Source organism: [Chlorobium] sp. 445, from assembly GCA_002763895.1.
GTDB lineage: Bacteria > Bacteroidota > Chlorobiia > Chlorobiales > Thermochlorobacteraceae > Thermochlorobacter.
In genome coordinates, this window is sequence record NSLH01000004.1 from 85,512 (window position 1) to 109,141 (window position 23,630).

Annotated in this window: 23 protein-coding genes and 1 pseudogene; 10 read left to right on the forward strand and 14 right to left on the reverse strand. The window is 47.6% G+C overall.

The features are described from left to right. Positions 1 to 52 precede the first annotated feature (52 nt). Positions 53 to 1,645: a bifunctional phosphoribosylaminoimidazolecarboxamide formyltransferase/inosine monophosphate cyclohydrolase gene (purH, locus tag CMR00_02875; protein ID PIO48820.1), complete on the reverse strand. Its 1,593-nt coding sequence runs from the start codon at positions 1,643 to 1,645 to the stop codon at positions 53 to 55. 100 nt (positions 1,646 to 1,745) lie between these two features. On the opposite strand from purH, the gene CMR00_02880 reads away from it, so the two are divergent. Next, entirely contained in the window at positions 1,746 to 2,345 is a 600-nt protein-coding gene (locus tag CMR00_02880) for a phosphoribosylglycinamide formyltransferase (GenBank protein PIO48821.1), read from the forward strand. 49 nt (positions 2,346 to 2,394) lie between these two features. On the opposite strand, the gene CMR00_02885 is transcribed toward CMR00_02880, so the two are convergent. Both CMR00_02885 and CMR00_02890 read right to left on the reverse strand, forming a co-directional pair. Further along, a complete protein-coding gene (locus CMR00_02885; GenBank protein ID PIO48861.1) occupies positions 2,395 to 3,348 on the reverse strand; it encodes a bacteriochlorophyll/chlorophyll a synthase in 954 nt (317 codons plus the stop codon). A gap of 77 nt (positions 3,349 to 3,425) precedes the next feature. Continuing rightward, the gene (locus CMR00_02890; protein ID PIO48822.1) at positions 3,426 to 3,908 is read right to left on the reverse strand and encodes an alkyl hydroperoxide reductase; all 483 of its coding nucleotides are present in this window, start codon (positions 3,906 to 3,908) and stop codon (positions 3,426 to 3,428) included. A 234-nt stretch (positions 3,909 to 4,142) separates the two neighbouring features. On the opposite strand from CMR00_02890, the gene CMR00_02895 reads away from it, so the two are divergent. Together CMR00_02895 and CMR00_02900 are read left to right on the forward strand one after the other, a co-directional pair. After that, the gene (locus tag CMR00_02895) at positions 4,143 to 4,319 is read left to right on the forward strand and encodes a hypothetical protein (GenBank protein PIO48823.1); all 177 of its coding nucleotides are present in this window, start codon (positions 4,143 to 4,145) and stop codon (positions 4,317 to 4,319) included. 30 nt (positions 4,320 to 4,349) lie between these two features. Next, entirely contained in the window at positions 4,350 to 4,685 is a 336-nt protein-coding gene (locus CMR00_02900; protein PIO48824.1) for a hypothetical protein, read from the forward strand. Between the two features lie 33 nt (positions 4,686 to 4,718). Here the strand turns inward: CMR00_02900 and CMR00_02905 are convergent, their stop codons facing one another. Genes CMR00_02905 through CMR00_02925 form a run of 5 tightly spaced genes read right to left on the reverse strand, consistent with a single transcriptional unit; the run spans position 4,719 to position 7,136 of the window. After that, a complete protein-coding gene (locus CMR00_02905) occupies positions 4,719 to 5,276 on the reverse strand; it encodes a peroxiredoxin (GenBank protein PIO48825.1) in 558 nt (185 codons plus the stop codon). Between the two features lie 16 nt (positions 5,277 to 5,292). Continuing rightward, positions 5,293 to 5,622: a 2Fe-2S ferredoxin gene (locus CMR00_02910; protein PIO48826.1), complete on the reverse strand. Its 330-nt coding sequence runs from the start codon at positions 5,620 to 5,622 to the stop codon at positions 5,293 to 5,295. Positions 5,623 to 5,673: 51 nt separating this feature from the next. After that, complete coding sequence (locus CMR00_02915; protein PIO48827.1) at positions 5,674 to 6,153, reverse strand: hypothetical protein; 480 nt, start codon at positions 6,151 to 6,153, stop codon at positions 5,674 to 5,676. A 52-nt stretch (positions 6,154 to 6,205) separates the two neighbouring features. After that, positions 6,206 to 6,823 (reverse strand): inorganic pyrophosphatase, encoded by a 618-nt coding sequence (locus CMR00_02920; GenBank protein ID PIO48828.1) that lies wholly within the window; start codon positions 6,821 to 6,823, stop codon positions 6,206 to 6,208. Then, the gene (locus CMR00_02925) at positions 6,816 to 7,136 is read right to left on the reverse strand and encodes a hypothetical protein (protein ID PIO48829.1); all 321 of its coding nucleotides are present in this window, start codon (positions 7,134 to 7,136) and stop codon (positions 6,816 to 6,818) included. Before CMR00_02925 ends, CMR00_02920 begins: the two co-directional genes overlap by 8 nt. Positions 7,137 to 7,193: 57 nt before the next feature. On the opposite strand from CMR00_02925, the pseudogene acs reads away from it, so the two are divergent. The 3 genes and pseudogenes from acs to CMR00_02940 all read left to right on the forward strand — a co-directional run bounded on the left by acs (position 7,194) and on the right by CMR00_02940 (position 11,998). Further along, a pseudogene (acs, locus tag CMR00_02930) lies at positions 7,194 to 9,262 on the forward strand (acetate--CoA ligase). 169 nt (positions 9,263 to 9,431) lie between these two features. Continuing rightward, the gene (locus CMR00_02935; protein PIO48830.1) at positions 9,432 to 11,108 is read left to right on the forward strand and encodes a CTP synthetase; all 1,677 of its coding nucleotides are present in this window, start codon (positions 9,432 to 9,434) and stop codon (positions 11,106 to 11,108) included. 17 nt (positions 11,109 to 11,125) lie between these two features. After that, on the forward strand, positions 11,126 to 11,998 hold the full coding sequence (locus tag CMR00_02940; protein ID PIO48831.1) for a potassium channel protein: 873 nt from the start codon (positions 11,126 to 11,128) through the stop codon (positions 11,996 to 11,998). A gap of 13 nt (positions 11,999 to 12,011) precedes the next feature. Here the strand turns inward: CMR00_02940 and CMR00_02945 are convergent, their stop codons facing one another. The 6 genes from CMR00_02945 to CMR00_02970 form a co-directional block, all read right to left on the reverse strand. Next, positions 12,012 to 12,854 (reverse strand): 2,3,4,5-tetrahydropyridine-2,6-dicarboxylate N-succinyltransferase, encoded by an 843-nt coding sequence (locus CMR00_02945; GenBank protein PIO48832.1) that lies wholly within the window; start codon positions 12,852 to 12,854, stop codon positions 12,012 to 12,014. An 11-nt stretch (positions 12,855 to 12,865) separates the two neighbouring features. After that, a complete protein-coding gene (locus CMR00_02950) occupies positions 12,866 to 14,548 on the reverse strand; it encodes a ribonuclease (protein PIO48833.1) in 1,683 nt (560 codons plus the stop codon). 213 nt (positions 14,549 to 14,761) lie between these two features. Continuing rightward, positions 14,762 to 15,085, reverse strand: a complete 324-nt coding sequence (locus CMR00_02955) for a hypothetical protein (protein PIO48834.1) — start codon at positions 15,083 to 15,085, stop codon at positions 14,762 to 14,764. 154 nt (positions 15,086 to 15,239) lie between these two features. After that, positions 15,240 to 17,531, reverse strand: a complete 2,292-nt coding sequence (locus tag CMR00_02960) for a photosystem I reaction center subunit IX (GenBank protein PIO48835.1) — start codon at positions 17,529 to 17,531, stop codon at positions 15,240 to 15,242. Positions 17,532 to 17,875: 344 nt separating this feature from the next. Next, entirely contained in the window at positions 17,876 to 18,937 is a 1,062-nt protein-coding gene (locus CMR00_02965; protein PIO48836.1) for a hypothetical protein, read from the reverse strand. A 332-nt stretch (positions 18,938 to 19,269) separates the two neighbouring features. Further along, positions 19,270 to 19,545, reverse strand: a complete 276-nt coding sequence (locus CMR00_02970; protein PIO48837.1) for a DNA-binding protein HU — start codon at positions 19,543 to 19,545, stop codon at positions 19,270 to 19,272. Between the two features lie 253 nt (positions 19,546 to 19,798). Here CMR00_02970 and efp point away from each other — a divergent pair, with 253 nt between their 5' ends. The 4 genes from efp to CMR00_02990 all read left to right on the forward strand — a co-directional run bounded on the left by efp (position 19,799) and on the right by CMR00_02990 (position 23,610). Continuing rightward, a complete protein-coding gene (gene efp, locus CMR00_02975) occupies positions 19,799 to 20,365 on the forward strand; it encodes an elongation factor P (GenBank protein ID PIO48838.1) in 567 nt (188 codons plus the stop codon). Positions 20,366 to 20,411: 46 nt separating this feature from the next. Continuing rightward, positions 20,412 to 20,912: an acetyl-CoA carboxylase, biotin carboxyl carrier protein gene (gene accB, locus CMR00_02980; protein PIO48839.1), complete on the forward strand. Its 501-nt coding sequence runs from the start codon at positions 20,412 to 20,414 to the stop codon at positions 20,910 to 20,912. A 70-nt stretch (positions 20,913 to 20,982) separates the two neighbouring features. Beyond that, positions 20,983 to 22,338, forward strand: coding sequence for an acetyl-CoA carboxylase biotin carboxylase subunit (accC, locus tag CMR00_02985; GenBank protein ID PIO48840.1), 1,356 nt, complete (start codon positions 20,983 to 20,985; stop codon positions 22,336 to 22,338). A 165-nt stretch (positions 22,339 to 22,503) separates the two neighbouring features. Next, entirely contained in the window at positions 22,504 to 23,610 is a 1,107-nt protein-coding gene (locus CMR00_02990; GenBank protein PIO48841.1) for an undecaprenyl-phosphate alpha-N-acetylglucosaminyl 1-phosphate transferase, read from the forward strand. The last annotated feature ends 20 nt before the right edge of the window (positions 23,611 to 23,630 follow it).

Sequence of the window (23,630 nt, forward strand, 5' to 3'; positions counted from 1 at the left end):
CAAGCATAAGCTTATCCTGAAAAAATTTTGGCTGAGGACGGCTTAGCCTCACTTAATGCTTGAAATGGCGCGTGCCTGTAAAGACCATTGCCAAATTGCGTTCATCGGCAGCTTTGATGACTTCTTCATCGCGCACCGATCCTCCAGGTTGAATCACGGCACTTGCACCCGACTCTGCAGCAGCAATCAGTCCATCGGCGAAGGGGAAGAATGCATCGCTGGCGACCGCTGCTCCTCTTAGATCGAAGCCAGCTTCTTCGGCTTTCCAGCGCGCAATACGCGAAGCATCCACGCGCGACATCTGTCCTGCGCCAATTCCTAAGGTTTGCAAATTTTTTGCATAGACAATTGCATTAGATTTGACATGCTTGCAGACAATCCACGCAAAGAGCATATCGTTGAGTTCCTGCGCTGTAGGCTGACGCTGTGTTACCACACGCAGTTCATCTTTCAGCACAGTTTTGATATCGCGCTCTTGCAGCAGCACCCCCATCGCTGTGCCGCGCATCTCCCAGCCGGCGCGTCTGACACTCTTTTTCTGACGAATCAGCCGCCGATCTTTTTTCTTCATCAAAAACTCCAGCACACCCTCATCGAAATCAGGGGCAATGATAATCTCCGTAAAAATCTCATTCATCACTTCCGCCGTTTTCATATCCAATGGACGATTGACCGCAATAATGCCGCCAAATGGCGCTTGCGTATCCGTGGCAAAGGCTTTGCGATAGGCTTCCTCTAAACTCAGCGCTTGCGCAACACCGCACGGATTAGTATGCTTGATAATCGCCACAGTTGGTGGGTCGTTCTCAAATTCATTGATTAGTGCTGCCGCCGCTGAAATATCTAAGATATTGTTGTAGGAAAGGTCCTTGCCATGCAGTTTCTCAAAAAACTCGCTGAAACTGACTTCACCTTCTTTAGAGCGAAGTTTGTAAAAGCCTGCTTGCTGATGCGGATTTTCACCGTAGCGCATGTCGATTTCCTTTGTCAGGGTCAGTGCGTAACTGGCTTCAGGCACAGAGCTTGCGGCGTGACTTTTACCATCTGTTAGGTTTTCCAAGTATGAAGAAATTGCTGCATCGTAGCGCGCTGTAAGTGCAAAGACTTTTTTGGCAAGTTCAAAGCGCGTTTGCTCACTGACTGCCCCTTTACGCTTTTTCATTTCCTCAATGATACAGCCATAATCACCGATGTCAGTGACCACCGTTACAGCTTTGTAGTTTTTTGCAGCACTGCGTAGCATCGCTGGTCCGCCGATATCAATGTTTTCAATTGCATCTTTGAGTTTGACTTTCGGGTTTGCTACCGTTTGCTCAAACGGATAGAGATTTACAACCACTAAATCGATGTACTTAATTTTGTTGCGTTTAATTTGCTTTTCGTGTTCCGCATTGCCGCGAATTGCCAGCAATCCACCATGAATCATCGGATGCAACGTTTTGACTCTCCCGTCCAAAATTTCCGGGAAGCCGGTCAGCGTAGAAATAGATTTAGCTTTGATGCCTGCATCTAAGAGCGTTTGCAGTGTGCCGCCCGTTGAGAAAATTTCTACTTTGAACGTCATCAGGGCTTTTGCAAACTCTACAATGCCTGTCTTATCGGAGACGGAAATGAGAGCACGCTGAATTTTTGGATTTTTTGGCATAGATTGGTCGGCTTAAAAAATTTGAGAGCACATTACTTGAGAGTAAGTTTCTGCATACCGCAGTAGATTTGCCTTTGAACTTGTGCTCAAATTTACAGCAATGAAAAACATCAAAAAACTTGCTGTGTTTTGTTCAGGTCATGGCTCAAACTTCCAAGCCTTGCATCGCCACATTCAAGAGCGACACTTGCCCTGTCAGATTGTGCTCTGCGTCTCGAACAATTCACAATGCGGCGCCATGCAGTTTGCCCGTGAACAAGGCATTGCTACACTGCACCTATCTTCAAAGACTCATCCTGACGAAACTGCTTTTACGGACGCCATGCTCAGTGCCCTACATGCACATGCCATCGATTTGATTTTGTTAGCAGGGTATATGAAAAAAGTGCCCCCCGCCGTTGTAGCAGCTTATCCCAAGCGGATTCTTAACATTCACCCCGCACTTTTGCCGAAGTTCGGTGGTGAAGGCATGTATGGCATGCATGTGCATCAAGCCGTTATTGCTGCTGGCGAAAAAGAAAGCGGCGCTACCGTGCATTTCGTTGACACTGACTATGATACAGGCGAGATTATTTTGCAACGCGCTGTGCCGGTCTTGCCTAACGATACACCTGAAACACTTGCCGAGCGCGTGCGCATACTTGAGCATGAGCTTTATGCCGAGGCTTTAGAAAAAGTGCTTGCTTGCTTGCCTAGCTAATTTGTCTCTTTCTTTTGATTGCATGCCGCATACACTCCTCATGCCGCATCTACGGTTCTACAGCCAGTGCACAGACAAGCATGCCTGCTACAAGAAAATTTTGTGCAATACCGTTGTACCACACATCGCGTGTGCGCGGCGATTCTATAAAGCGCAGTTGCAACCACACTTGCGGTAGGATAAACACCAAGATAAGTACGCCATTGACCCACTTTCCAAGTGCAAACATGTAGGCGGCGGCACAGATTTGACCAATATCAATAAGTAATGCCGCAATGATCGCCGCTTTTCGTTCTCCATACACCACAGGCAGTGTACGAATTCCAACGCGCTTATCGCCCTCAATAGATTTAAAGTCGTTGACCGTCATGGTGCCTGTGCTCGCAAAAGCATAGCAGAGTGCGATGATAATCGACTCTGGTGTCAAGCTACCACGATAAACCACTTCGCCGGAAAGCCAAGGATAGACCAGATACGAGAACGCCACGATGATATTGCCCCACCACAGTCGCTTTTTGAGCTTGATAGGATTAGCACTGTAGAGATGGGCATTAATGATACCTAAAATCACGTGCGCCAGCACGAACGGGTGCAACAGTGCTGCAACAACCACCGTGATGAGTGTCCAGACGCTGATGAGAATTGTGGCATCACGCAGGGAAATATCACCAGCTGGAATAGGACGGGAGGGCTCGTTGATGGCATCAAGATCGCGATCAAAGTAGTCATTGAGCATTTGGCAGACACCTGTGGCTAAGGGTCCAGTGAGCAAAATGCCAAGCCAGAACTTTGCATCCAGTAGGTTTGACCAGCCGAAGACGCCGCTGGCAACTGCGCCGCACACAAAACTCCACATCACGGGAATCCATGTAATCGGCTTCAGAAATTTGAGCAACAGCTCAAACTTGGTCAGTTTGACTTGCTTTGCACGATTTTGAACCGACTCACGGATGCCAGAAGTGCGTGCCAGACGTTCGTCAAGCGTAAAGTCAGCCTCTTGCATTTGCAGTCGCCGTTTCTGCGTCAGGTCTTTTTTGTCAGCTTGGCGCTGCGGCTCAATATGTTCGGGTGTCTCTGGCATTATTGCGATGACAGTTGTGAAATCATGGCGAGCATCTCTTGATTATCAGGATGTCGGAAAAATGGGCTGGGTATTTCTGTGCCACTCACAAATTGAAATCGAATCACACCTTGCTTATCGAGCAGAAATTGTCCAGGCATTGGTGCACCTAATGCTGCGCCCAGTCCATATTGCTTGAAGACCGTCCACTCGGCATCGCTCAGCACGGGGAACTTGAAGTCTTGTTCTTGCACAATGATTTTTGTCATCTCGACGCGCGTGGTATTGACGAGCACAATTTCTGCGCCTAGTTCTTGAAAGAGCGGATAGTCGTTGCGTAAAGCAAGCAAGTGCGGATAGCACACAGGACAAAAAATCTTGTCTGTGAAAATGCGCGTGAAAACTAGCAGCACGGGCTTGCCTCTGAATTCGGAGAGCCGGCGCAACTTGCCTTCGCTGTCAGGCAGTTCAAAATCAGGAGCCACATCACCAATTTGAAACATCAATACGCTCGCTTTCGGCGCAAAATTGGCGATGAATTTTCGTGAATGGGCATAACGGAGTCGAAGAGACTGGGCATGGTGCACAACAAGGTTTAGTTTAACTTATTACTTTTGCTCGCATCTTGCAGCGCTTGCACTTGTCGCTCTTGCTCGAATCTGCTTCTGATGTAGAACCGACAAGCCACGCATGCTGTTAGTGATTGCGGCATTTCCATTAAGTTACATCGCAAAGTCATGAAAACCGAAAATGTTCGATACACCAAATCTAATTTGCCTGAAAAACTTTGCGCGCACTGTCAGAAGCCTATGCTCTGGCGCAAGGCATGGGCGAAGAATTGGGAGAATGTGAAGTATTGCTCTGAACGATGTAGCAAAGAAGCCAAGCGCAACCGTAGAAGACTTACACCTTAACTTTTGCATAGCGACATAACCACACTATCCATGGAACATCCTTTTGCAAAGCAGCCCACAGCAATGGAACTTGAGAATCTCATCTATGAAGTTGCTGTCAACCGCACTCTTATTTTGATTTTGCTCAGTGAGTTAGAAAAGCATCTTCCGGGCATCACAGAATCTGTTCAAGATGTACTTCATGCAGAGCCGCGCCGTGTCTATGGCTTGGTCTCGCAGTTTGTTGAAGTGCCATCGCCGTACTACGAACCGATGCTCAATGCGCGACAGGATTACGACCATGCCAGCAAAGCTGCTGAAGCCCTCAAAGCCTTGCTTAATTCTCCACGCCGTTGGCGTAAAGATGATGATACTCAGCACGAATAATTCTCTCGCCCTTCTTTGCTTGCCTCTCTACCCTTAGAGTGCAGATTTCACTGCGGCAATAAGTTCCTCATTGGTGCGACTGTCTTTGAGTTCATTTTCAATGTGCATCCACTTAATCTTGCCGTCTTTGCCGACAAGGAAATATGCGCGTTTGCTACAGTTGAGCGGCTCATAGAGAATGTCGTACTTCTTCGTTGCATCACGATGGATGTCAGAGAGTAGGTGATGCGAGAGTTGATACTTTTCGCGAAACGCTGCATGAGCAAATTTGGAATCTACACTAATTGGCAAGACCTTAACGCCCAGTGCTTCAAACTGTGCATAGTCTTGTGAGTAGCCACAGTTTTGCGCAGTGCAAACAGGTGTGAAATCCAGTGGGTAGAACGACAGCAGCACAGGCTGTTTATCTCTGAAATCTGAGAGTTTCACTTTTGTGCCGTCTGTACTATCGAGTTCGAAGTCAGGGGCTTCATCTCCAACTTTGAGCATGGCTTTTTTCTCCTGTTGAGATTGAGTTAGGTTTTGAGTTATTGGTTCTGCCGCTGTCTTATACTTAGCGGCTAGTTCAGCAAAATTTATTGTGTGCGCCATTTGAATTTGCCCCAGCTTAACCTGTCAGTCTTCTCAGCATCAAGCGCTTGATAAACAGCCGTGCTACAGGCTTACCGTTTTTGAAATGACTTTCCACAAGTTCTGCAACATCATCTGGCGTGACAGCGCCGTACCAAGTTGTATCACTATGCACAAGCATGGTGCAGCCGTTTTCACATGCGCCTAAACATGTGGTGGTTTCTATCTCGAGCTGCTCACTCAGACCTTGCTTTTCTACTTCGGCTTTGAGGCACTCGAGCACTTTTTCAGAGCCACGCCTTGCGCAACTGGGCTTTGAGCTGCCTTCTGCGCGCAAATTGGTACAAACATAGACCAAATGTTTCATCGCTGCTGTTGGCTAATTTTAAGATAAACACAAGGCTAACATCCTCGCGTTTTAAGTTGTTTCAGGCGGTGGGAAGAGTGCTCTTGCTTTATAGAGCAACAGTAAAATCAGTGGCGTAAGCACCATAGCAACCACAGAGCGAATGCTTATCCACGAATCATAAATCACCATACTGGTTACGAAACTATTGAGCAATAAGCCAACAGTTACAAAGAATCCAGCTCGCCATCCTAAGTAATTAAGCCGAATCGTACCAAAGGCACAAAGCACTTCAAAGATGCCGAAGCCAAGTGTAACAAACGCTGATGAGGTTACGCGCTCTTTATTGTAGCCAAAAACTTGCGTGAGTGTTTCGCTATCGCCAAAGAGTGTTGCAAGACTTTCATAAGCGTTGCTGAATCCGAACAGCATCATAAGCAACGCTGCAAGGAATGTAAATGCACGCAGTCGCTGAAACTTCTGATAGAGAGCTTTGTCTTCTTCAGAAAGTTCTTTGCGTGCTTCAATGTTCTTATCATCGGACTCCGACATACTACCTCTGGCTTGCAAGATAGCGGTGTAACTCGTTTTTTGATTCCCGCCCCTATTCTTGCTTTAGTTTGGTAATCTTGGTTGATTTCGTCTTGGCTTTTGCGGCACCATTAGATTTGCCATTCGCCGTCGTTTTTTTCTTTTCAGCAAGTTGTTCCTTTTTGCGATCAATGGCTTGCAAAATTGCACGCTCGGCTACAAAGAAGTCATGCCAGCCAAAGCTTTCGACTTGCTTGCCTTCAAGTTGCTTATAGACACTGAAGAAGTGCTCAATTTCACTTGGCAAGTGCGGCGGCACATCTGCCAGCCTGCGGATATTGTTGTAAATCGGATCGTTGATGGGCACGGAGAGCACTTTGTCATCCATGCCTTTATCGTCACGCATCTTGAGCAATCCTACAGGGCGCACTTCTATCAAGCAGCCTGTAAAAATTTCGCCGTGCGTCAGCACTAACACATCTACAGGATCGCCATCCTCAGCGAGCGTATTTGGAATAAATCCATAAGCAGCAGGATAGTGCACTGACGAATACAGCACACGATCGAGCTTGAAGACGCCAAGTTCAGGATCAAACTCATACTTGTTGCGCTGTCCTTTTGGCACCTCAATGATGGCGTTCACTTCTTTCGGCGGGTGCTTGCCCACAGGCAAACTTTTGTAGTCAATCATTAGCTTGCGATTTTTTCGATGGTTGGGTTTTCTTGGCTTGCAACATTTGCGCTTTACGCTTGGCTTTCATTCGCGCAATTGCTTTACGATGCTTCTTAGCAACTTGTCTACCGCGCTTGTTCATCTGCTTTATTTTGCTTCGTCTTATAGAGTTAAAGAGATGCGTAAAAAGTATGCAAGTATAATGTTTTTGTAGCGCTGCTTCAAGTCGAAACTGTTGATTTATGCTCTTGCTTCTCAAGGCAGCAGTAGCTTTTTTTGCTGCGAAATTTTTATGCGTTTTTTTAACTTCTCTTGCAAGACTCGTGCCCAAGCGAGCCAGCTTTGAGAAAGCAAGCCAATTAACTGACAAAACTGCAAAGGAGTATTTATGCCAACCGCTAAGACAACCCAGCGAAAATCTTCTTCAAAGAAAGCCATATCGTCGAATGGCACTGCGCATACCAATGGCGCTGCACAAAATCACACACCGACAACTTCGCCTGAAATCAATTCTGTGCTCAACGAGCGGCGCGTCTTCAAACCCAGTAAAGCATTCTCTCAAGCCGCACACGTCAAGTCTATGGCAGAGTATGAACAGCTCTGTAAAGAAGCCGAAAAAGATCCTGAAAAGTACTGGGCGAACTTAGCCTCGCAATTTTATTGGTTCAAAAAGTGGCGCAAAGTGTTTGAGTGGAAGTTGCCCTATGCCAAATGGTTTATCGGTGGCACCACCAACATCTGCTACAACGCAATTGACCGACATCTCACCACATGGCGTAAAAACAAAGCTGCAATTATCTGGGAAGGTGAACTCGGTGAGCAGCGCGTGCTGACCTATATCCAACTGCATCGTGAGGTCTGCAAACTTGCAAATGCGCTCAAAAAGCGCGGTATTAAGAAAGGCGATCGTGTGGCAATCTATATGGGCATGTGTCCTGAATTAGCGATTGCTATGCTGGCTTGCGCGCGCATCGGCGCTGTGCATAGTGTCATCTTCGGTGGTTTCTCTGCGCAAGCTGTAGCTGACCGTATCAACGATGCCCATGCTAAATGGTGATTTGTTCCGATGGCGTACACCGACGCGGCAACATTCTCAATCTGAAAGCCGTAGTCGATGAAGCACTGGTTAATACACCCTCCGTTGAAAATGTCATTGTCTATCAACACCTCAAACATGATGGCGCCATCTCCATCAATATGGTCGATGGGCGCGATCACTGGTGGCACGATTTAATGAGCCTTGCAAATGACGACTGTCCCGCCGAACCTGTTGATGCTGAACATCCTCTCTTTATTCTTTACACCAGCGGCTCAACGGGCAAACCCAAAGGCATTTTGCATACCACAGGTGGCTACATGGTTCATGTTGCTACCTCACACAAAATGGTCTTCGATATCAAAGACGAGGACATCTACTGGTGCACTGCCGACGCTGGCTGGATTACTGGACACAGCTATTTTGTCTATGGACCGCTGTGCAACGGAACGACCTCACTGATGTACGAAGGCGCGCTCAACTATCCTGACTGGGGACGCATCTGGGATATGATTGAGCGGCATAAGGTTACTATTCTTTACACAGCGCCAACGGCAATTCGCTCTTTCATTCGCGCTGGTGATGAATGGGTCAATAAACACAATCTCTCTTCGCTGCGTCTCTTGGGCACTGTCGGTGAGCCAATTAATCCTGAAGCATGGATGTGGTACTACACCGTTGTCGGCAAAAAGAAATGTCCTATCGTAGATACATGGTGGCAAACTGAAACGGGCGGCATCATGATTTCGCCGCTCCCAGGTGCTACTCCGCTCAAACCGGGCACTGCCACGCGTCCTTTGCCTGGCATCTCTGTCGATGTTGTCAAAAAAGATGGCACACCGTGTAAAGCTAATGAAGGCGGTTTCCTTGTCATTAAGCGCCCATGGCCCTCGATGCTTCGCACCATTTTCGGCGACGATGCACGCTACGAAAAAGTCTACTGGTCAGAGATTAAAGGGGTCTATTTTACGGGCGATGGCGCACGCAAAGACAAAGATGGCTATATCTGGATTATGGGTAGAGTCGACGATGTGGTCAATGTCAGCGGACACCGTCTCGGCACCAGTGAAGTAGAAAGCGCACTTGTCTCGCATCAAGCTGTCGCAGAAGCTGCTGTGGTCAGTCGCCCTGATGAGATTAAAGGCAATGCGCTGGTGGCGTTTGTTACCTTGCGCGCTGGGTATGAAGGCAATGCTGCACTGCGCGAAGAGCTACGCAATCATGTTGCACGTGAAATTGGCCCTATTGCAAAGCCCGATGAAATTCGTTGGGCAGAAGCCTTGCCTAAAACACGCAGCGGTAAAATTATGCGCCGCTTGCTACGCGAACTGGCAACCAATGGGGTAATTTCAGGCGATACTACCACGCTCGAAGACTTTAGCACCCTCGAGAAACTGCGTCAGCAAGAAGAAGAAGAATAAGCCGCTTTGGCATGACGGCGATATTCTTGAAAGGCATAGGCGGAGTGATTTCCGCCTATCGTTTTTTTAAGAGAGTAGCGCTCTCGATGCTTGAGATGTGGAAGTTTTTGCGCTGCGGCTTAACTTTGTTAAAGTTTTCCACTGTTCAATGCTAAACTTCTTGTAGTTTATGTCGCGCTCCAAAACGGTCAAGCATATCTTTGTAACAGGCGGTGTGGTCTCATCGCTCGGCAAAGGCATTCTTTCAGCATCGCTTGGTGCGCTGCTTAAAGCACGTGGGTTACGCGTTACGATTCAAAAGTATGATCCTTACATCAACGTCGACCCGGGCACCATGTCACCCTATCAACACGGCGAGGTTTATGTTACCGATGATGGCGCAGAGACCGATTTGGACTTAGGCTACTATGAGCGTTTTCTTGATGTTGTAACCTCACAGGCAAATAATGTTACGATGGGACGCATCTACAAAGATGTGATTGACAAAGAGCGGCGAGGTGATTACTTGGGTGCAACGGTACAAGTTGTGCCGCACGTGATTGACGAAATCAAGCATCGAATGCTGGAACTTGCTGAGACAGGCAAGTATGATGTGATTATTACAGAAGTCGGCGGCACTGTCGGCGATATTGAAGCCTCGCCTTTTATGGAAGCCATGCGTCAACTCAAGTTACAACTTGGCTCAAAGAACCTCATTAACATTCACCTGACGCTGGTGCCGTTTATCAAATCGGCTATGGAACTCAAAACCAAACCCACACAGCACAGCGTGCGCATGCTTCTAGAGATTGGGGTGCAGCCCGATATTCTTGTCTGCCGCAGTGAAAAAGGACTCTCCAAAGAAATCAAGCACAAAATTGGTCTGTTCTGCAACCTCTCTGATGCAGATGTGATTGGCTTGCGCGATGCGGAGACTATCTACGAAGTGCCTTTGCTCTTGCACGAGGAAGGCTTAGATCGTCTTGTCCTGAAAAAGTTAGGCATTCGTGGTGCCGAGCAATGCGATTTAACGCTCTGGAAAGACTTTTCGCACAAGGTCAAATTTCCGAAAGATGGCACGGTGCGCATTGCCCTCGTTGGCAAATACACAGAATATCCTGATGCTTACAAATCCATTTTTGAAGCCTTTGTTCATGCTGGCGCTTCAAACGATGTGAAAGTGCTGGTCAAACTTATTCGCTCCGAAGACATTGAAGATGGCAAAATCACAATCGATGAAGCCTTGTCTGATATCTCTGGCTTGCTGGTTGCACCCGGCTTTGGACAACGCGGTATTGAGGGCAAAATTGAAATCATCAAACATGTGCGTGAGCGCAACATTCCTTTTTTCGGCATCTGCCTTGGTATGCAGTGCGCTGTCATTGAATTTGCACGCAATGTCTGCGGACTTGAAGGCGCGCACACCACTGAACTGCAAAAGAAAACGAAGCATCCTGTCATTCACTTAATGGAATCGCAGAAGCAAATCACGGAGAAAGGTGGCACCATGCGCCTCGGCAGTTACCCCTGCGTCTTAGAGGAAGGCACAAAGTCGTTTCGAGCTTATGGCAAAAATTTGATTACGGAGCGTCATCGTCATCGCTATGAGTTCAATAATCAATACCGTGAATTGATGCAGTCCAAAGGGATGTGCTTAGCGGGACTTTCTCCTGATGGTGAATTGGTAGAAATTATTGAACTGCCTTCACATCGCTGGTTTGTTGGCGTGCAATTTCACCCCGAACTCAAATCACGCGTGCATAAAGTTCATCCGCTCTTCAACGCGTTTGTTGCCGAAGCCAAAGCCTTTCGCGATGAACGCTTGCAGGCGGAAGCACACAGTGCCCTACTTGCAGTACCGAAGTAACTTCATTTATTTGTGGAATGCTCAAAAAACGAGTATGGGAAATTCTCGATGTTGCGCCTGAAAGTGATCGGGTGAGCCAAATCGAGAGCACAATCATGTTCTCTTTGATTTTGCTCAATGCCACGGCCCTGATTCTCTCAACGGTCGAATCCCTTAACGAAAGCTATAGTGTGTGCTTTACCTTGCTTGAAGATGTTTCCGTCGTGCTCTTTACGCTCGAATACCTTGGACGCCTGTGGTCGTGCACCGTTTTGCCCGAGTACCGCTCACCATTTTTAGGTCGACTTCGGTTCGTCTTTACGCTGGAATCCTTGATTGACTTACTGGCTATCTTACCTTTTTACCTCTCATTTGCAGATTTAGACTTGCGCATACTTTGGCTACTTAGGCTCTTACGCATTTTCCGACTGCTCAAACTTGCACGCTACTCTACTGCGGTTTCACTTCTTGGTGCTACGATTTACGCACGACGCGCCGAATTGATTGCAACTGGACTGCTCATGTTTCTTATCTTAATGATTGGCTCCACGCTGATGTTCTTTGCTGAGCGTGAAGCTCAACCCGACAAATTTCCTGACATTCCCACAGCTATGTGGTGGGCAGTGATTACGCTAACCACAATTGGTTATGGGGATGTTTTTCCTATTACCACGCTGGGCAAAGTGATTGGTGGCTTTATTGCTATCTTCGGCATCGGCTTTGTTGCACTGCCGACAGGCATCATTAGCGTTGGATTTGTTGAAGAGTTGCGTGCTTTCAAAGAAAGTCAGAAACAAAAATCCGCTGAAAAAGCCACAGACACACAAGACCCTGTTTCAGTCAAGTATGTTTGCCCACACTGTGGTAAAGAGATTGAAGTTTCGCTGCTCTCCAAGCCGAAGACAGAATAAACACTCTTACGCCTTAGCGCAGCAAGTCCTCCAGACTTGTCGCCTTATCTGTTTTTTCATCCCGGTATTTGATGATAATCGGCGTATAGATTGAAAGTCCATGGTCTTCAGCAAACGCATTTTTGATCGGACGCGAGCCGGCTACGACCACAGCACCTTTCGGAATAATCAGCGGCGTCTCTGCAGTTTTACGCAAAATGCGACCATACACCACGTCGTAGACCGGTGTAGAACCATTAAGAATTACGCCTGTACCGATGACGGCTTTTTCTTCGACAATGGTGCCTTCGTACACACCACAATTTCCACCAATCATGACGCCGTCTTCAATGATGACCGGCATTGCGCCGATGGGTTCGAGCACGCCACCGAGTTGCGATGCTGCAGAGAGATGCACATTCTTTCCTACTTGAGCACAACTGCCAACAAGCGCATGTGAATCAATCATTGTGCCAGCATCAACATAGGCGCCCACATTGATGTAGGCTGGCGGCATGACCACAACGCTTGGCGCAAGATAGGCACCGTCGCGCACAGTCGTGCCGCCTGGTACAATGCGTATTTTTTCGCTTCCGCTAAACTGGCGAGTCGGATAAGTATCTTTATCGACAAAACTGAACGGTGGTGAGGACGGCATCACCTTCATCTCGCCCAAACGAAACCCTAACAAAATGCCCTGCTTGACCCAATGGTTAACTTTCCAGACCCCATCAAGTTTTTCAGCAGCGCGAATCTGACCGAGATTGAGCTTATACTTGAACTCAGCAAAGACTTCCCGCGCTTTGGCATGTGCTTGCAACGCTTCTGTTGAGAGCGTGGCAAGTTGCTCAATATGCGCCTGCAATTGAATGTCCATTTTGAAGGAATTTAGAGCGAGCTGTATTCTTGTGTGATATCTTGTGTTGTTCCACGAATGAAAAATCGGAAGTCATCACTTCGCAGTGTATCGTCCACTTTGATACGCACAAGTAGCAAATGCTGTAAAAACCATTTCCATTCAGGCTGCATGTCTTGACTACGCAGCGGCTCTAAGATAGTAGGACTGATAAGCAAATCTAATTTGGTGAATGGGCGCTTTGTATGCCACGCATATTTGCGTAACCATCGCTCAATCTGATGGATGGTCGTCTGCCGCGCTTGAATGACGCCTGTGCCGCCGCATGCTGGGCATTCATCGCCCATGCGTTGCATCAAACTTGGGCGAATGCGCTCACGTGTAATTTGCATAATGCCAAAGTCAGACATCGGCAGCACATTTGATTTTGCACGGTCGCGTTTGAGTTCAGCTTTCATGGTCTCGTAGACTTTGCGCGCGTTGCGTTCATCGAGCAAATCAATGAAATCAATGACGATGATGCCACCAATGTCGCGCATACGCAATTGCCGAGCGATTTCTTTTGCGGCTTCAAGATTGGTGCGCAGCGAGTTTTCCTCTTGCTCTTTTTTTGCAGCGTAGCGCCCGCTATTGACATCAATGACCACCATGGCTTCAGTCTGCTCAATGATCAGGTAGCCACCGGACTTTAGCCAAACCTTGCGCGAGAAAATTGACTCGACATCTTTGGCAATGCCATAACTTTCGAAGAGTGGTAACCTCCCCTTGTAGAGTGTTATTTTTTTTTCCATTTCAGGCGCTGCCCAGCGCACATAATTCAGCGCTTCACGGTGAATGACTGGCGAATTCGTTGCGACTTCCGTTACATCTTCTGTAAGAAAATCACGTAGCGCGCTCGCCGTGATTGTATCATCTTTGAAAATCAGTTTCGGCGGTTTTGCCGTTTTGACGCTCTCTTCAATTTGCTTCCACTTGTTGAGCAAAATTTCCATATCGGTGCGTAGCAGTGCTTCTTCTTGCTCCTCTGCCACTGTACGTACAATTGCGCCAAAATCTTTTGGAAGCATTGAGCGCACAATCGTCTTTAAGCGTCGTCGCTCTCGGCGGTTGATAATGCGCTTTGAGACCGCAATGTGCCCTTCACCAAATGGGAGCAAGACAATAAAGCGTCCAGCAATGGTAATGTCGGAAGTCAAACGCGAACCTTTTGTGCCAATAGGCTCTTTGATGACTTGAACCAAAATGCTATCGTTAGGCTTGAGTTTGCTTGCAATCATCTGCGTGTAGGATTGCCTGCGTTCTGGCTGAGCTATCGCTGTCTCCTGTTTGTTTGCAGTTTGAGCGATGTTACCATTGTCTCGTGGTCCTTGTTTGATTGCAGCAGGCGGCACCGCCACATTGCCATTGGGCTCATTTTCTGCGCTCTCATCCTCTTCTTCATCCTCTTCTTCAAAGTCTTCGTCAAGCATCGCGCGGTAATCTTCACCTGTTGTCCCAACGTCGGAAAAGTGCAAGAATCCATCTTGTTCCTGACCAATATCAATGAACGCAGCTTGCAAGCCTTCGACCACTTTTTGTACACGCCCAAGGTAGATATCGCCGACCGACCGTGAGCTGTCTGGGCGCTCAATGAGGAGTTCTGCTAATCTACCATCTTCCACAATTGCCACCTGAATCTCGTCGCCTTGTTGATTCATCAAAATTTGCCGTTTCATTCTTTATCACTTTAGAAGTTCTTCAAGAGTTTTTTGCATAGAGCATTATCTTTCAATTTAGCGAGAGTTTATTGCACTCGCAACATGGTCTTTGCTGCCCAAGGTCGTGTATTTCTTTTGGTTCTTAATGCACTTTGACATGTATGCAAACAGAAAAAGCCTTGCTTTTGTCAAGCAAGGCTTAGCTTTGCACACTTTGTGGTGTCAATGCGCTTAGCGGGCAAAGAACGGCTTATCGTACAGTTCCAGACGCTTTTCAGGTGTGAAGCGGAAATCCAGAATGTCGCCTTCGGGACGCACTTCAATGAGCGCGCCAGAGGGGCACGCATCTGCATCGAAGCACAGTTGGCATGAAATGCACGCCTTCTGGTCAATGTAGTAGCGGAATCCTCCTTCTTGCACATCTCCGTAAAGTTTAACGCCAATTGCATTGACTTTGGGCGGGCATTGGTCCAAGCAGAACCCGCAGGCAATGCAGAGGTTCTCAATGATGTCGTATTTGTTCTTTACCCGCTTTTTGACTTTTGCTTCTGCCATCGGAAGACCTCCGTTCGAGAGTTTGAAAGTTTTAGAAGTTTGATTTACTGAATAATAAAACTCTTTTTTTCGTTCCGCAAACTCTTCGAGAGATAAAAAAGGGGACTTGGACGCGCCGTCCAGTCCCCCAAAAGTCTCGTGCTGCGAGAAAGAACTACGCAATCAGTTTCAGCAGGAAGTCCACCATCTGTGCGAGCATATCGCTGCCAGCACGGGCGGCATCGCTCACTGGCGGTGGCGCTGGTTGATTTGTAGCATAGAATCCATTAGCTACATAGAGCCAGACCAGCATAAATGTACCGCTGAAATAGAGAATCGTGCCTGCAAACTTCGAGTCAGACAGGTTCAGCACTGGGAAGCGGAACTTGACGTCGCGTCCGAGGAAGGTCTTACCCAGCCAGCGAATCGTGCGGGTCTGGATATCTGCGCCTTCCAAGCGCGAACCTCTGTCTTTGAACCACACAGCAAAGCTAATGAACCAGACCAGGTGTCCGAGCAGCAACACCACTGTCAGGTGCGAACTTGCCCAGATTGCTTGGGTTTCTGTCCACATGTAGTAGAAGATACCACCGGTATAGTGATGCGAAAGTTTCGCAATACTATCCCAAGCGTTGCAGTCTGCTACTGCCATACCGTAGTTCATTGAAGCCAGCCATCCGCCATCAATGTACCATTCAATGACAGAGAGCGGTTTCACCGACCAAAGAATTGCAAACCACATCTGGTCTTGAATCGAGACACCGCATGTGCCGCCATAGACCGGACCGATGCACGGGAACGAGAAGGAGTTCTTCTTCAGACCCAAGTCATCCCACAGTGCAGAGGTATGCGAGAAGAATGCAATTCTCGAGGTTGCGACGGATGCAAAGAGCCACCCTGCGACAATGGCATGCCATGCGCACCAGTCATTGATGCTGGGGTCGGTGAACATCCATGCAAACATCGGCGTCGGTTTCAACCAGTAGAAACTCATCGTGATGTTTGCCCCCATCATATTGAGTTCGCACAGCGAGTTCCAGCAAATCACGGCATAGACGGAAATCATCGTCGTAAAGCACATCACCATGATGGTGCCGACAAATTTCACTTGGAATTCCTTGTCGCGTCCGAGCGCAATCCACTTAGACTTCAGTTGATTGTACAGACCCGACATTTGAATCTTCAAGAGATATTGTCCACCATGGAACACGCCTGAGAACACATAGAGGAAACCGCAGATGATGTGGTTGAATGCCACGAGGTTAATCACCACCTGCGCCATACCGAACACACGACCGTCTTTGGGCAGAATCGCATAGGGTGGATATTCAGGATATTCGATCTTGGTCAAATCGGTGTTGCCATTCGCATCAAAGCCGACACGGTTGAAAGGTTCACCGTAGATGTAGTAGACCAAATCATTGAGTTGGGTATAGAAGAACTGCGGTCTATCGGTAAAGGCTGCGAAGGCAAACCAACCCAATGCGATATTGACGTAACCCATTGAGGTCAGGTGCACAGAGAAAATCGCTTTCAGATCATCGTTCAGATGCTCTGCAGCGCGTGGAGGATTTGCACGCCAGTAGAAGCCCAATGCTAGCCAGACGGCACCCCAGATGAAAGCCATAAAGGCTTCGGAGTTAATCTTCTGGAAGTCAGGCTCCGGCGTAATCCCCAGAGCGAACCACATTACAAAGCCCCAAGCCAGGAAGAGGAAGCCTTGATAGATGGTGTGAGGTCCAAGCGCTTCAGAGTAATTCTTTGCACTCGGTCCGCCAATGCCACCTGGAATGATACTTCCGAACATGCGGAAATCGCGGAAGTTACCTGGCACGCTGGCTTGTTTGTAGTTCCAGAAAAAGAGGAAGGCAAGTGGGTTCGAGAGGTTGCTTGTCCAGTGCCGCCAACCGCCGAAGATCAGGAAGGCGCCCACTACAAAGTGAATGCCTGCCCACCAGAGCAGTTTGCGTGCCGCTTCCATTTGAGCAGCGGGATCAGCACTGTAGGTGTCAATACCCAGTGACACCATACGCGGCTTAATCGTCAGATAGAACCAGTTGTCGTAGAACCCTGCTGCGCCATTTGGGAAAATTTGGATACCCGAGATGTAGTAGATACCCATCACGATACCCAAGCACCCTAACAGCGCGAGGTGTCCACCAAACACCTGTTCATCAGTGAGTTTATCCGCGTCAAAGGCTTGAAACCATTTGGTTGTTCTGGTTTCAGTGCGCTTTAAGAGGAAGCGCTTCATTTCGCTTACGTCTGCTTCCATCACAACAGGCTTGCCAGACGCAGCGGCCGGCTTTGCTTCACCTGCTTTAGGTGCGGCTTTTGCCGCTGCGGCAGGTGCCGCTGCCGGTTTCTTAGCCGCAGCTTGAAGTTTCCCTGCTTGCGAAGGCGCAGGCTTCTTTTCGCTGCCGCCGCCACCTGGCGTTCCGCCAGTCGGTTTCTCTTGATCAGCCATAGTCTTCTCCTTTAAGTTTGAAACAAGGTGATGATCATTTTACCTCTGTTCGCCTTACCTAATCGTTCATTTTAAGCGGCGAACAAACGCGTGAAGTTTGACCAGCAGCCTATTTGCGTCAGAATAGACTGCCTTTGGTACTGCTTCAAACTTTTCAAAGAACAGAACAGAACTCTCTGTTGCAACTTTACTACTATGGTACGACTTTTTACTGCGCCTCCTTACGCTAGGAGCGTCTCTGCGTCGAGGCCAAACCCAGAGAGCGATACTGCATTTGACTTGAAAGAACAGGTGATAAGTTCATTTTTGAATCAGTAAAGAAAGAACACTTAAACTCTCTGCTTTTAATTCTTGAGCATACGCTCGTTACGTGTTTTATAGATGACTTCGAAATTTTCGCGCAAATACTGCTCAAGTTCTGTTAGGGTTCTTGCACGAAAATCCGCCTTAAACATCTGAGATTTACGCTCACCAATAAATTGCCCACCTAAGATGAACCGCACGCCACGCTTTTTCAGGAATCGTTTGAAGAGCTCGAAGCGTCGATATGTTGTTGCACTTACTTTTGCGACGGTTACCGACATACAGACAATCGTAGGCTTAACTTCTTCCACAACATGCTCCAAATCTTTGAAGGGTACCGCCGCGCCGACATAACTGACATCCATCCCTAAACTCTGACAGACAAGCGAGACCCCTAACAGTCCAACTTCGTGATACTCAGATTCAGGACAAGTACAAACCACAGCCACTGGTTTTGGAGTAGGCAATGCCATGGGCAACACATCATCAGTCTTTCGCGTGCCATGTTGTGCCGTGCCATTCATCGTCAAGTTTACATTGATGCCTGCTGCTTCTCGTGTTGAAAACCGCTCGGCATCTAACAGTCCTTTTTCATAGTGTGCTTTCACGGCGAGCACCGACTCAATCATGATATTCGTGATAATGTGCTCTTCGCCCACACCCAGTTTTTTTGCCGCCCATAAATCCCCGATGCGATGCATGGCTGGCGCAATCATCTTGTCAAAGAGCGTTGCAAACGAGATGCCTTGTTCAACTGCTTTGCTGAGCAAGGCTTCGACCTCCTTTTTGCGGAAGGCTAAGAGCAACTCCGTGAGCTTGTTTGCTAAACTTTCAACATCGCCGCGCACCAACAAAATCTCACTGCTAATATCAATGCTTTCAGCATAGTTCTTTTCGAGATTCAGTCGCTCTAATTGCGCTGGTGGAATTTCAATGTTGTTCTTGCTGATAAATTCCAGAACATCCTCGAGCTTGAACTTACGATGCCCACCGAGTGTCTTGTGATGCTTAATCAAGCCCATATTGGACCAGCGCTTGACAGTTGTTTCGCCAACTGCGCACAATTCTGAAAGCTCTTTGGTCGAGAAAAACTGCGTCACCATACTTCGGCGCTCCTCGTTTTATTGCTGTTACTTTCGCACGGCTTGAAGCCAATGAACCATTTTTTTGCATAACTAACATACAAAAACTGCTCGCGCTATGCAACTCATTGCCTTCGTATTCCATAGAAGAATGTTCCGTTTTTCGCAACTGCTAAGATTCCATTTTCTTGTGTCTTAGATTAGAAAACGGCTTTTTCGTCTCCCTCAGTAAGTCAATGCCCTGCAGTGGCGTCTGGACATCGTCTCTGGCTTCTTTTGCGCAAGAGCCTCGAAATAAAAAAGCCCATCGTCATACGATGGACTTTTTGCTCTGCTACGATATTGAGAGACGCTTACTTATTGACCGCATTTTTCAATGCTGTACCCGGACGAAACCGAGCAATTTTCTTGGCTTTAATTTTGATGGTTGCGCCAGTCTTTGGATTGCGCCCTACACGAGCAGCTCGCTTTCCTACAGAGAATGTTCCAAACCCGATCAGCGTAACGGTCTGACCTTTCTTTAATGAGTTCGTTACGGCTTCAATAAATGCGTTGACTGCCTTCTCTGATGCTGCTTTTGAAATGCCTGCATCTTTGGCAATCTTGTCTACGATGTCGGCTTTAGACATATTGCGTCTCCTTTGGAGTTTTAATTGTTGAAGTCTACTCGGCTGATGCCAAGATGCAACAAATTTACGAAAAGAATCACGCTTTTCAAGTGTTTGCCACCTGAAACCCCTAATAAAATCAAGTCTCCTCGGGTGATGCTTTTTGCTCAAGCACTTTTGAAAATCGCATGTAGCCTGTTATATTATGTTTCTCTAATCAACTTAACCGCAAAGGTTGTTACAAACGCAAACTAACATCTACGCATTCAACGCTATGGCAACCACGAGTGATTTGGCAAAAGGCGTGATTCTTCGCTTCAATGGCGAACTGCATGTTCTCGAGGAAGTGCAGCATCGCACACCGGGTAACCTGCGTGCATTTTATCAAGCCAAGATGCGCAACCTTCGCAATGGCAAAATCGTTGAGAACCGCTTCCGCTCAGGCGAGGAAGTTGAGATTGTTCAAACCGAACGCAAAACCTTTCAATATCTCTACCGTGATGGCGATGATTTCGTGCTGATGGACAACGAGACTTACGACCAAATTAACATTCCTTCCTCTGCTTTTGGCGAGCCGGCCAAGTTTCTCAAAGAAAGTATGCCAGTTGAAGTCGTCTTTTCTTCCACAAATGAAATCGTGCAGGCTGAAGTCCCAACTTTCGTTGAACTTACCGTCACAGATACTAGTTCAGTTACGAAAGACGACCGTGCGACTGCTGGTACCAAGCCTGCAACACTTGAAACGGGCGCTGTCATTCAAGTCCCAATGTTTGTGCTCACTGGTGATGTTGTGCGCGTGGACACTCGTACAGGCACCTATGTGGACAGGGTCAAAAAGTAGTAGCCAAGCATCTTGGCTTTATACAACAAAAACCGGAGTCTCGTCTATGAACCTTGATGATATTCAAAAGCTTTTGAAGATGCTCGATGACTCAGGCTTAGATGAAATGACGATTGAAGAGGGCGACTTCAAGCTTACCTTGAAGCGCAAGAGCGATAGCGCACCAAGCGCAAGTGCGCCATCGCCGATCTTCATGCCTCAATTTATACCGCCGTTCTCACCTTCTGCACTCCCTTCACCTGCGCCTCCTACACAAGAGCCCAGCACGCCTGCGCCTGCACCGCCAGCAGACAGCGCTGCCACACAGAAAAAATATAAAGAGATTCGCTCACCTATGGTCGGTACATTCTATCGCGCACCTTCTCCAGAAGCCAATCCTTACGTGCAAGTCGGCGATCACATCACCAAAGGCAAAGTACTTTGCATCATTGAAGCCATGAAACTGATGAACGAAATCGAAAGCGACATTGATGGCAAAATCGTTAAAATCATGGTCGAAAATGCCCAACCTGTCGAGTATGACCAGGTGTTGTTCCTCGTCGAGTAGTCCTCTATCTCGGGTAGTGCAATTTTTTTAATATTGCCTGCAACTGTTTCTCAAATCTGACTAACGAACCTTGTTCAAGAAGATTCTCATTGCTAATCGTGGCGAAATCGCCATGCGCATTATTCGCACTTGCCGTGAAATGGGCATTCATACCGTTGCTATCTACTCCACTGCGGATTCTGAATCTCTGCATGTCAAGTACGCGGATGAAGCGGTATGCATCGGGGCACCCCCCAGCAAGGAAAGTTACCTCAATATCCCACGCATCATAGCTGCTGCAGAAATCACCAATGCCGATGCGATTCATCCCGGATATGGGTTTCTTTCTGAGCGTGCGGAGTTTTCTGAAATTTGCGCCCTCTCGGGGATAAAGTTCATTGGTCCTTCACCCGAGATGATTCGCAAAATGGGCGATAAAAATACAGCAAAAGACACCATGAAAGCGGCGAATGTTCCGACCATTCCGGGCAGTGATGGCTTGGTCGAGAAAGTCGAACACGCTCGCGAGATTGCACGTGCGATGGGCTATCCTATCATCATCAAAGCCACAGCAGGCGGTGGTGGTAAAGGCATGCGTGTCGTGCAGCGCGAAGATGATCTTGAAAAACTCTTCACAACAGCGCGTACGGAAGCTGAAAAAGCCTTTGGCAACCCCGGTGTCTATATCGAGAAATTTCTTGAAGAACCGCGTCATATTGAAATTCAAGTCTTAGGTGACCAATACGGCAATGTGGTTCACTTTGGGGAGCGTGATTGTACGGTTCAGCGCCGTCATCAGAAACTCATTGAAGAATGTCCCTCCCCTATTATTAGCGATGCGATGCGAGCTCAAATGGGAGAAGCGGGTGTAAAGGCTGCTAAAGCTATCAACTACGAAGGTGCAGGGACAGTTGAATTTCTCGTCGATAAGCATCGTAATTTCTACTTTATGGAGATGAATACACGCATTCAAGTCGAGCATCCCATTACCGAAGAGATTTATGACATTGACCTAATCAAACAGCAAATTCTTGTAGCAGCAGGCAAAAAAATTTCTACCAAAAAGTTTACCTCGCGTGGTCATGCGATTGAATGTCGCATCAATGCTGAAGATCCTGAAAATGACTTTCGTCCTTCTGCTGGCGAGCTAAAAGTCTTTCATGTGCCTGGTGGACACGGTGTACGCGTTGAGACACATGCCTACGCTGGCTACCGCATTCCGCCTTACTACGACTCCATGATTGCCAAACTCATCGTCTACGCACATACGCGTGAAGAAGCGATTGAGCGCATGCTCCGTGCGCTCGATGAATTCATTGTTGAAGGCATTAAGACCACGATTCCCCTGCACAAAAAAATTTTGCAGTCAGAACTTTTCCGCAGTGGTAAGTTTGACACAAGTTTCATTGAGAAAACACAGATTTTGAAGACACTCTCTGCAAAATAACGACTGTCCCTCTGTGCGTGGGTTCTCATGCTGATATGCCGCACTCTGAGTGTTGCATATCTCACAATCGTGGCGTATCTATCGTATTATCTTTCTGTGTTAGTTGTGACTACGCTGCTGCTTAGCGCAAGATATATCTAATCAACGCCACATGCATAACAATACATGAACACCATTCCCCCTCTTATTGCACTACTTAGCCTCTCCGCCCTGCTTTCTCTTTTCTTAACCCCTTATGTTGGCATTCTGTGGCATCTTCTGTGCCTTTCAGACTTGTCGCCTGTGCGTCGTCATCTTTATCCAGAGAGAATTCCTCGCATTGGCGGCGTGGCTATCGTCATTGCATTTGCACTCTCGCTACTTGCGACAGGATTACTCTTACCAGAGTTAGGTGAGTTTATTTTTACACATTTTTGGACGGTGCTCATCGGTAGCATGATTATCTCGATTACAGGGCTTGTCGATGACCTCTACAGTCTTGATTTTAAGCGTAAGTTTTTCATGCAAGCGGTGGCTGCTGCTATTGTTGTCTATGGCGGCTCCTATCGTATCACTTTTCTTCACCTTCCTTTCATGAGTCAGCCTATTGTGCTTCATGAATGGCTCTCTGTAGGGCTTTCACTTATCTGGATTATCGGTATTTGCAATGCCATCAACCTCGTCGATGGCTTAGACGGCTTGGCGGGCGGAGTTTCGATTATCGCTTTATTTGTAATGTTATTTTCTTCGCTGATTAACGCTAATAACTCCACCGCACTTATCTATGCTGCGCTACTCGGCGCTATTTTTGGATTCCTGCGTTATAATTTTTATCCAGCATCCATCTTTATGGGCGACACTGGTGCGCTGTTCATCGGATTCATGTTTGCCTGTCTTTCTCTCTCGCCTGAGCAAGCTACGCTTCCTGTCTTTACACCTGTTCCCATCTTGGCGATGATCTTCCCGATTTTGGATACGCTACTTGCTCCTATGCGCCGTCTGCTGACAGGCAAACATCCATTCAAGGCTGATAAACTGCACCTGCATCACCGCCTGATGGCTACATTCAATCTCTCTCAGCGTGAGACCACCCTGCTTATTTATCTCTTTTCCCTGATATTTGGCATCGCTGCACTCGCCCTTCACTTCTCGCAGAGCGCAGCACTTTGGCTTACAATTATCGTTACTCTTATGCTTTGTGTTGTTTGCTTCCTCATTCTCTTCTATGGCAAGAGATGGTCTACCGAGTTAGAGAATCGAGATGAGCAGTATACCTCGCACTCGCGGTATTAATCCCCTCAGTTATGCCCCAA

Excerpts from the sequence above, each read along its gene's own strand:
- CMR00_02880 (PIO48821.1), top strand. The coding sequence starts at position 1,746 with ATGAAAAACATCAAAAAACTTGCTGTGTTTTGTTCAGGTCATGGCTCA.
- CMR00_02945 (PIO48832.1), bottom strand. The coding sequence starts at position 12,854 with ATGGACATTCAATTGCAGGCGCATATTGAGCAACTTGCCACGCTCTCA.
- CMR00_02900 (PIO48824.1), top strand. The coding sequence starts at position 4,350 with ATGGAACATCCTTTTGCAAAGCAGCCCACAGCAATGGAACTTGAGAAT.
- CMR00_02905 (PIO48825.1), bottom strand. The coding sequence starts at position 5,276 with ATGGCGCACACAATAAATTTTGCTGAACTAGCCGCTAAGTATAAGACA.
- CMR00_02965 (PIO48836.1), bottom strand. The coding sequence starts at position 18,937 with ATGGTGACGCAGTTTTTCTCGACCAAAGAGCTTTCAGAATTGTGCGCA.
- accB (PIO48839.1), top strand. The coding sequence starts at position 20,412 with ATGAACCTTGATGATATTCAAAAGCTTTTGAAGATGCTCGATGACTCA.
- CMR00_02935 (PIO48830.1), top strand. The coding sequence starts at position 9,432 with ATGTCGCGCTCCAAAACGGTCAAGCATATCTTTGTAACAGGCGGTGTG.
- CMR00_02960 (PIO48835.1), bottom strand. The coding sequence starts at position 17,531 with ATGGCTGATCAAGAGAAACCGACTGGCGGAACGCCAGGTGGCGGCGGC.
- CMR00_02950 (PIO48833.1), bottom strand. The coding sequence starts at position 14,548 with ATGAAACGGCAAATTTTGATGAATCAACAAGGCGACGAGATTCAGGTG.
- purH (PIO48820.1), bottom strand. The coding sequence starts at position 1,645 with ATGCCAAAAAATCCAAAAATTCAGCGTGCTCTCATTTCCGTCTCCGAT.
- CMR00_02915 (PIO48827.1), bottom strand. The coding sequence starts at position 6,153 with ATGTCGGAGTCCGATGATAAGAACATTGAAGCACGCAAAGAACTTTCT.
- CMR00_02895 (PIO48823.1), top strand. The coding sequence starts at position 4,143 with ATGAAAACCGAAAATGTTCGATACACCAAATCTAATTTGCCTGAAAAA.
- CMR00_02990 (PIO48841.1), top strand. The coding sequence starts at position 22,504 with ATGAACACCATTCCCCCTCTTATTGCACTACTTAGCCTCTCCGCCCTG.
- CMR00_02940 (PIO48831.1), top strand. The coding sequence starts at position 11,126 with ATGCTCAAAAAACGAGTATGGGAAATTCTCGATGTTGCGCCTGAAAGT.
- efp (PIO48838.1), top strand. The coding sequence starts at position 19,799 with ATGGCAACCACGAGTGATTTGGCAAAAGGCGTGATTCTTCGCTTCAAT.
- CMR00_02970 (PIO48837.1), bottom strand. The coding sequence starts at position 19,545 with ATGTCTAAAGCCGACATCGTAGACAAGATTGCCAAAGATGCAGGCATT.
- CMR00_02910 (PIO48826.1), bottom strand. The coding sequence starts at position 5,622 with ATGAAACATTTGGTCTATGTTTGTACCAATTTGCGCGCAGAAGGCAGC.
- CMR00_02955 (PIO48834.1), bottom strand. The coding sequence starts at position 15,085 with ATGGCAGAAGCAAAAGTCAAAAAGCGGGTAAAGAACAAATACGACATC.
- CMR00_02890 (PIO48822.1), bottom strand. The coding sequence starts at position 3,908 with ATGTTTCAAATTGGTGATGTGGCTCCTGATTTTGAACTGCCTGACAGC.
- CMR00_02920 (PIO48828.1), bottom strand. The coding sequence starts at position 6,823 with ATGATTGACTACAAAAGTTTGCCTGTGGGCAAGCACCCGCCGAAAGAA.
- CMR00_02885 (PIO48861.1), bottom strand. The coding sequence starts at position 3,348 with ATGCAAGAGGCTGACTTTACGCTTGACGAACGTCTGGCACGCACTTCT.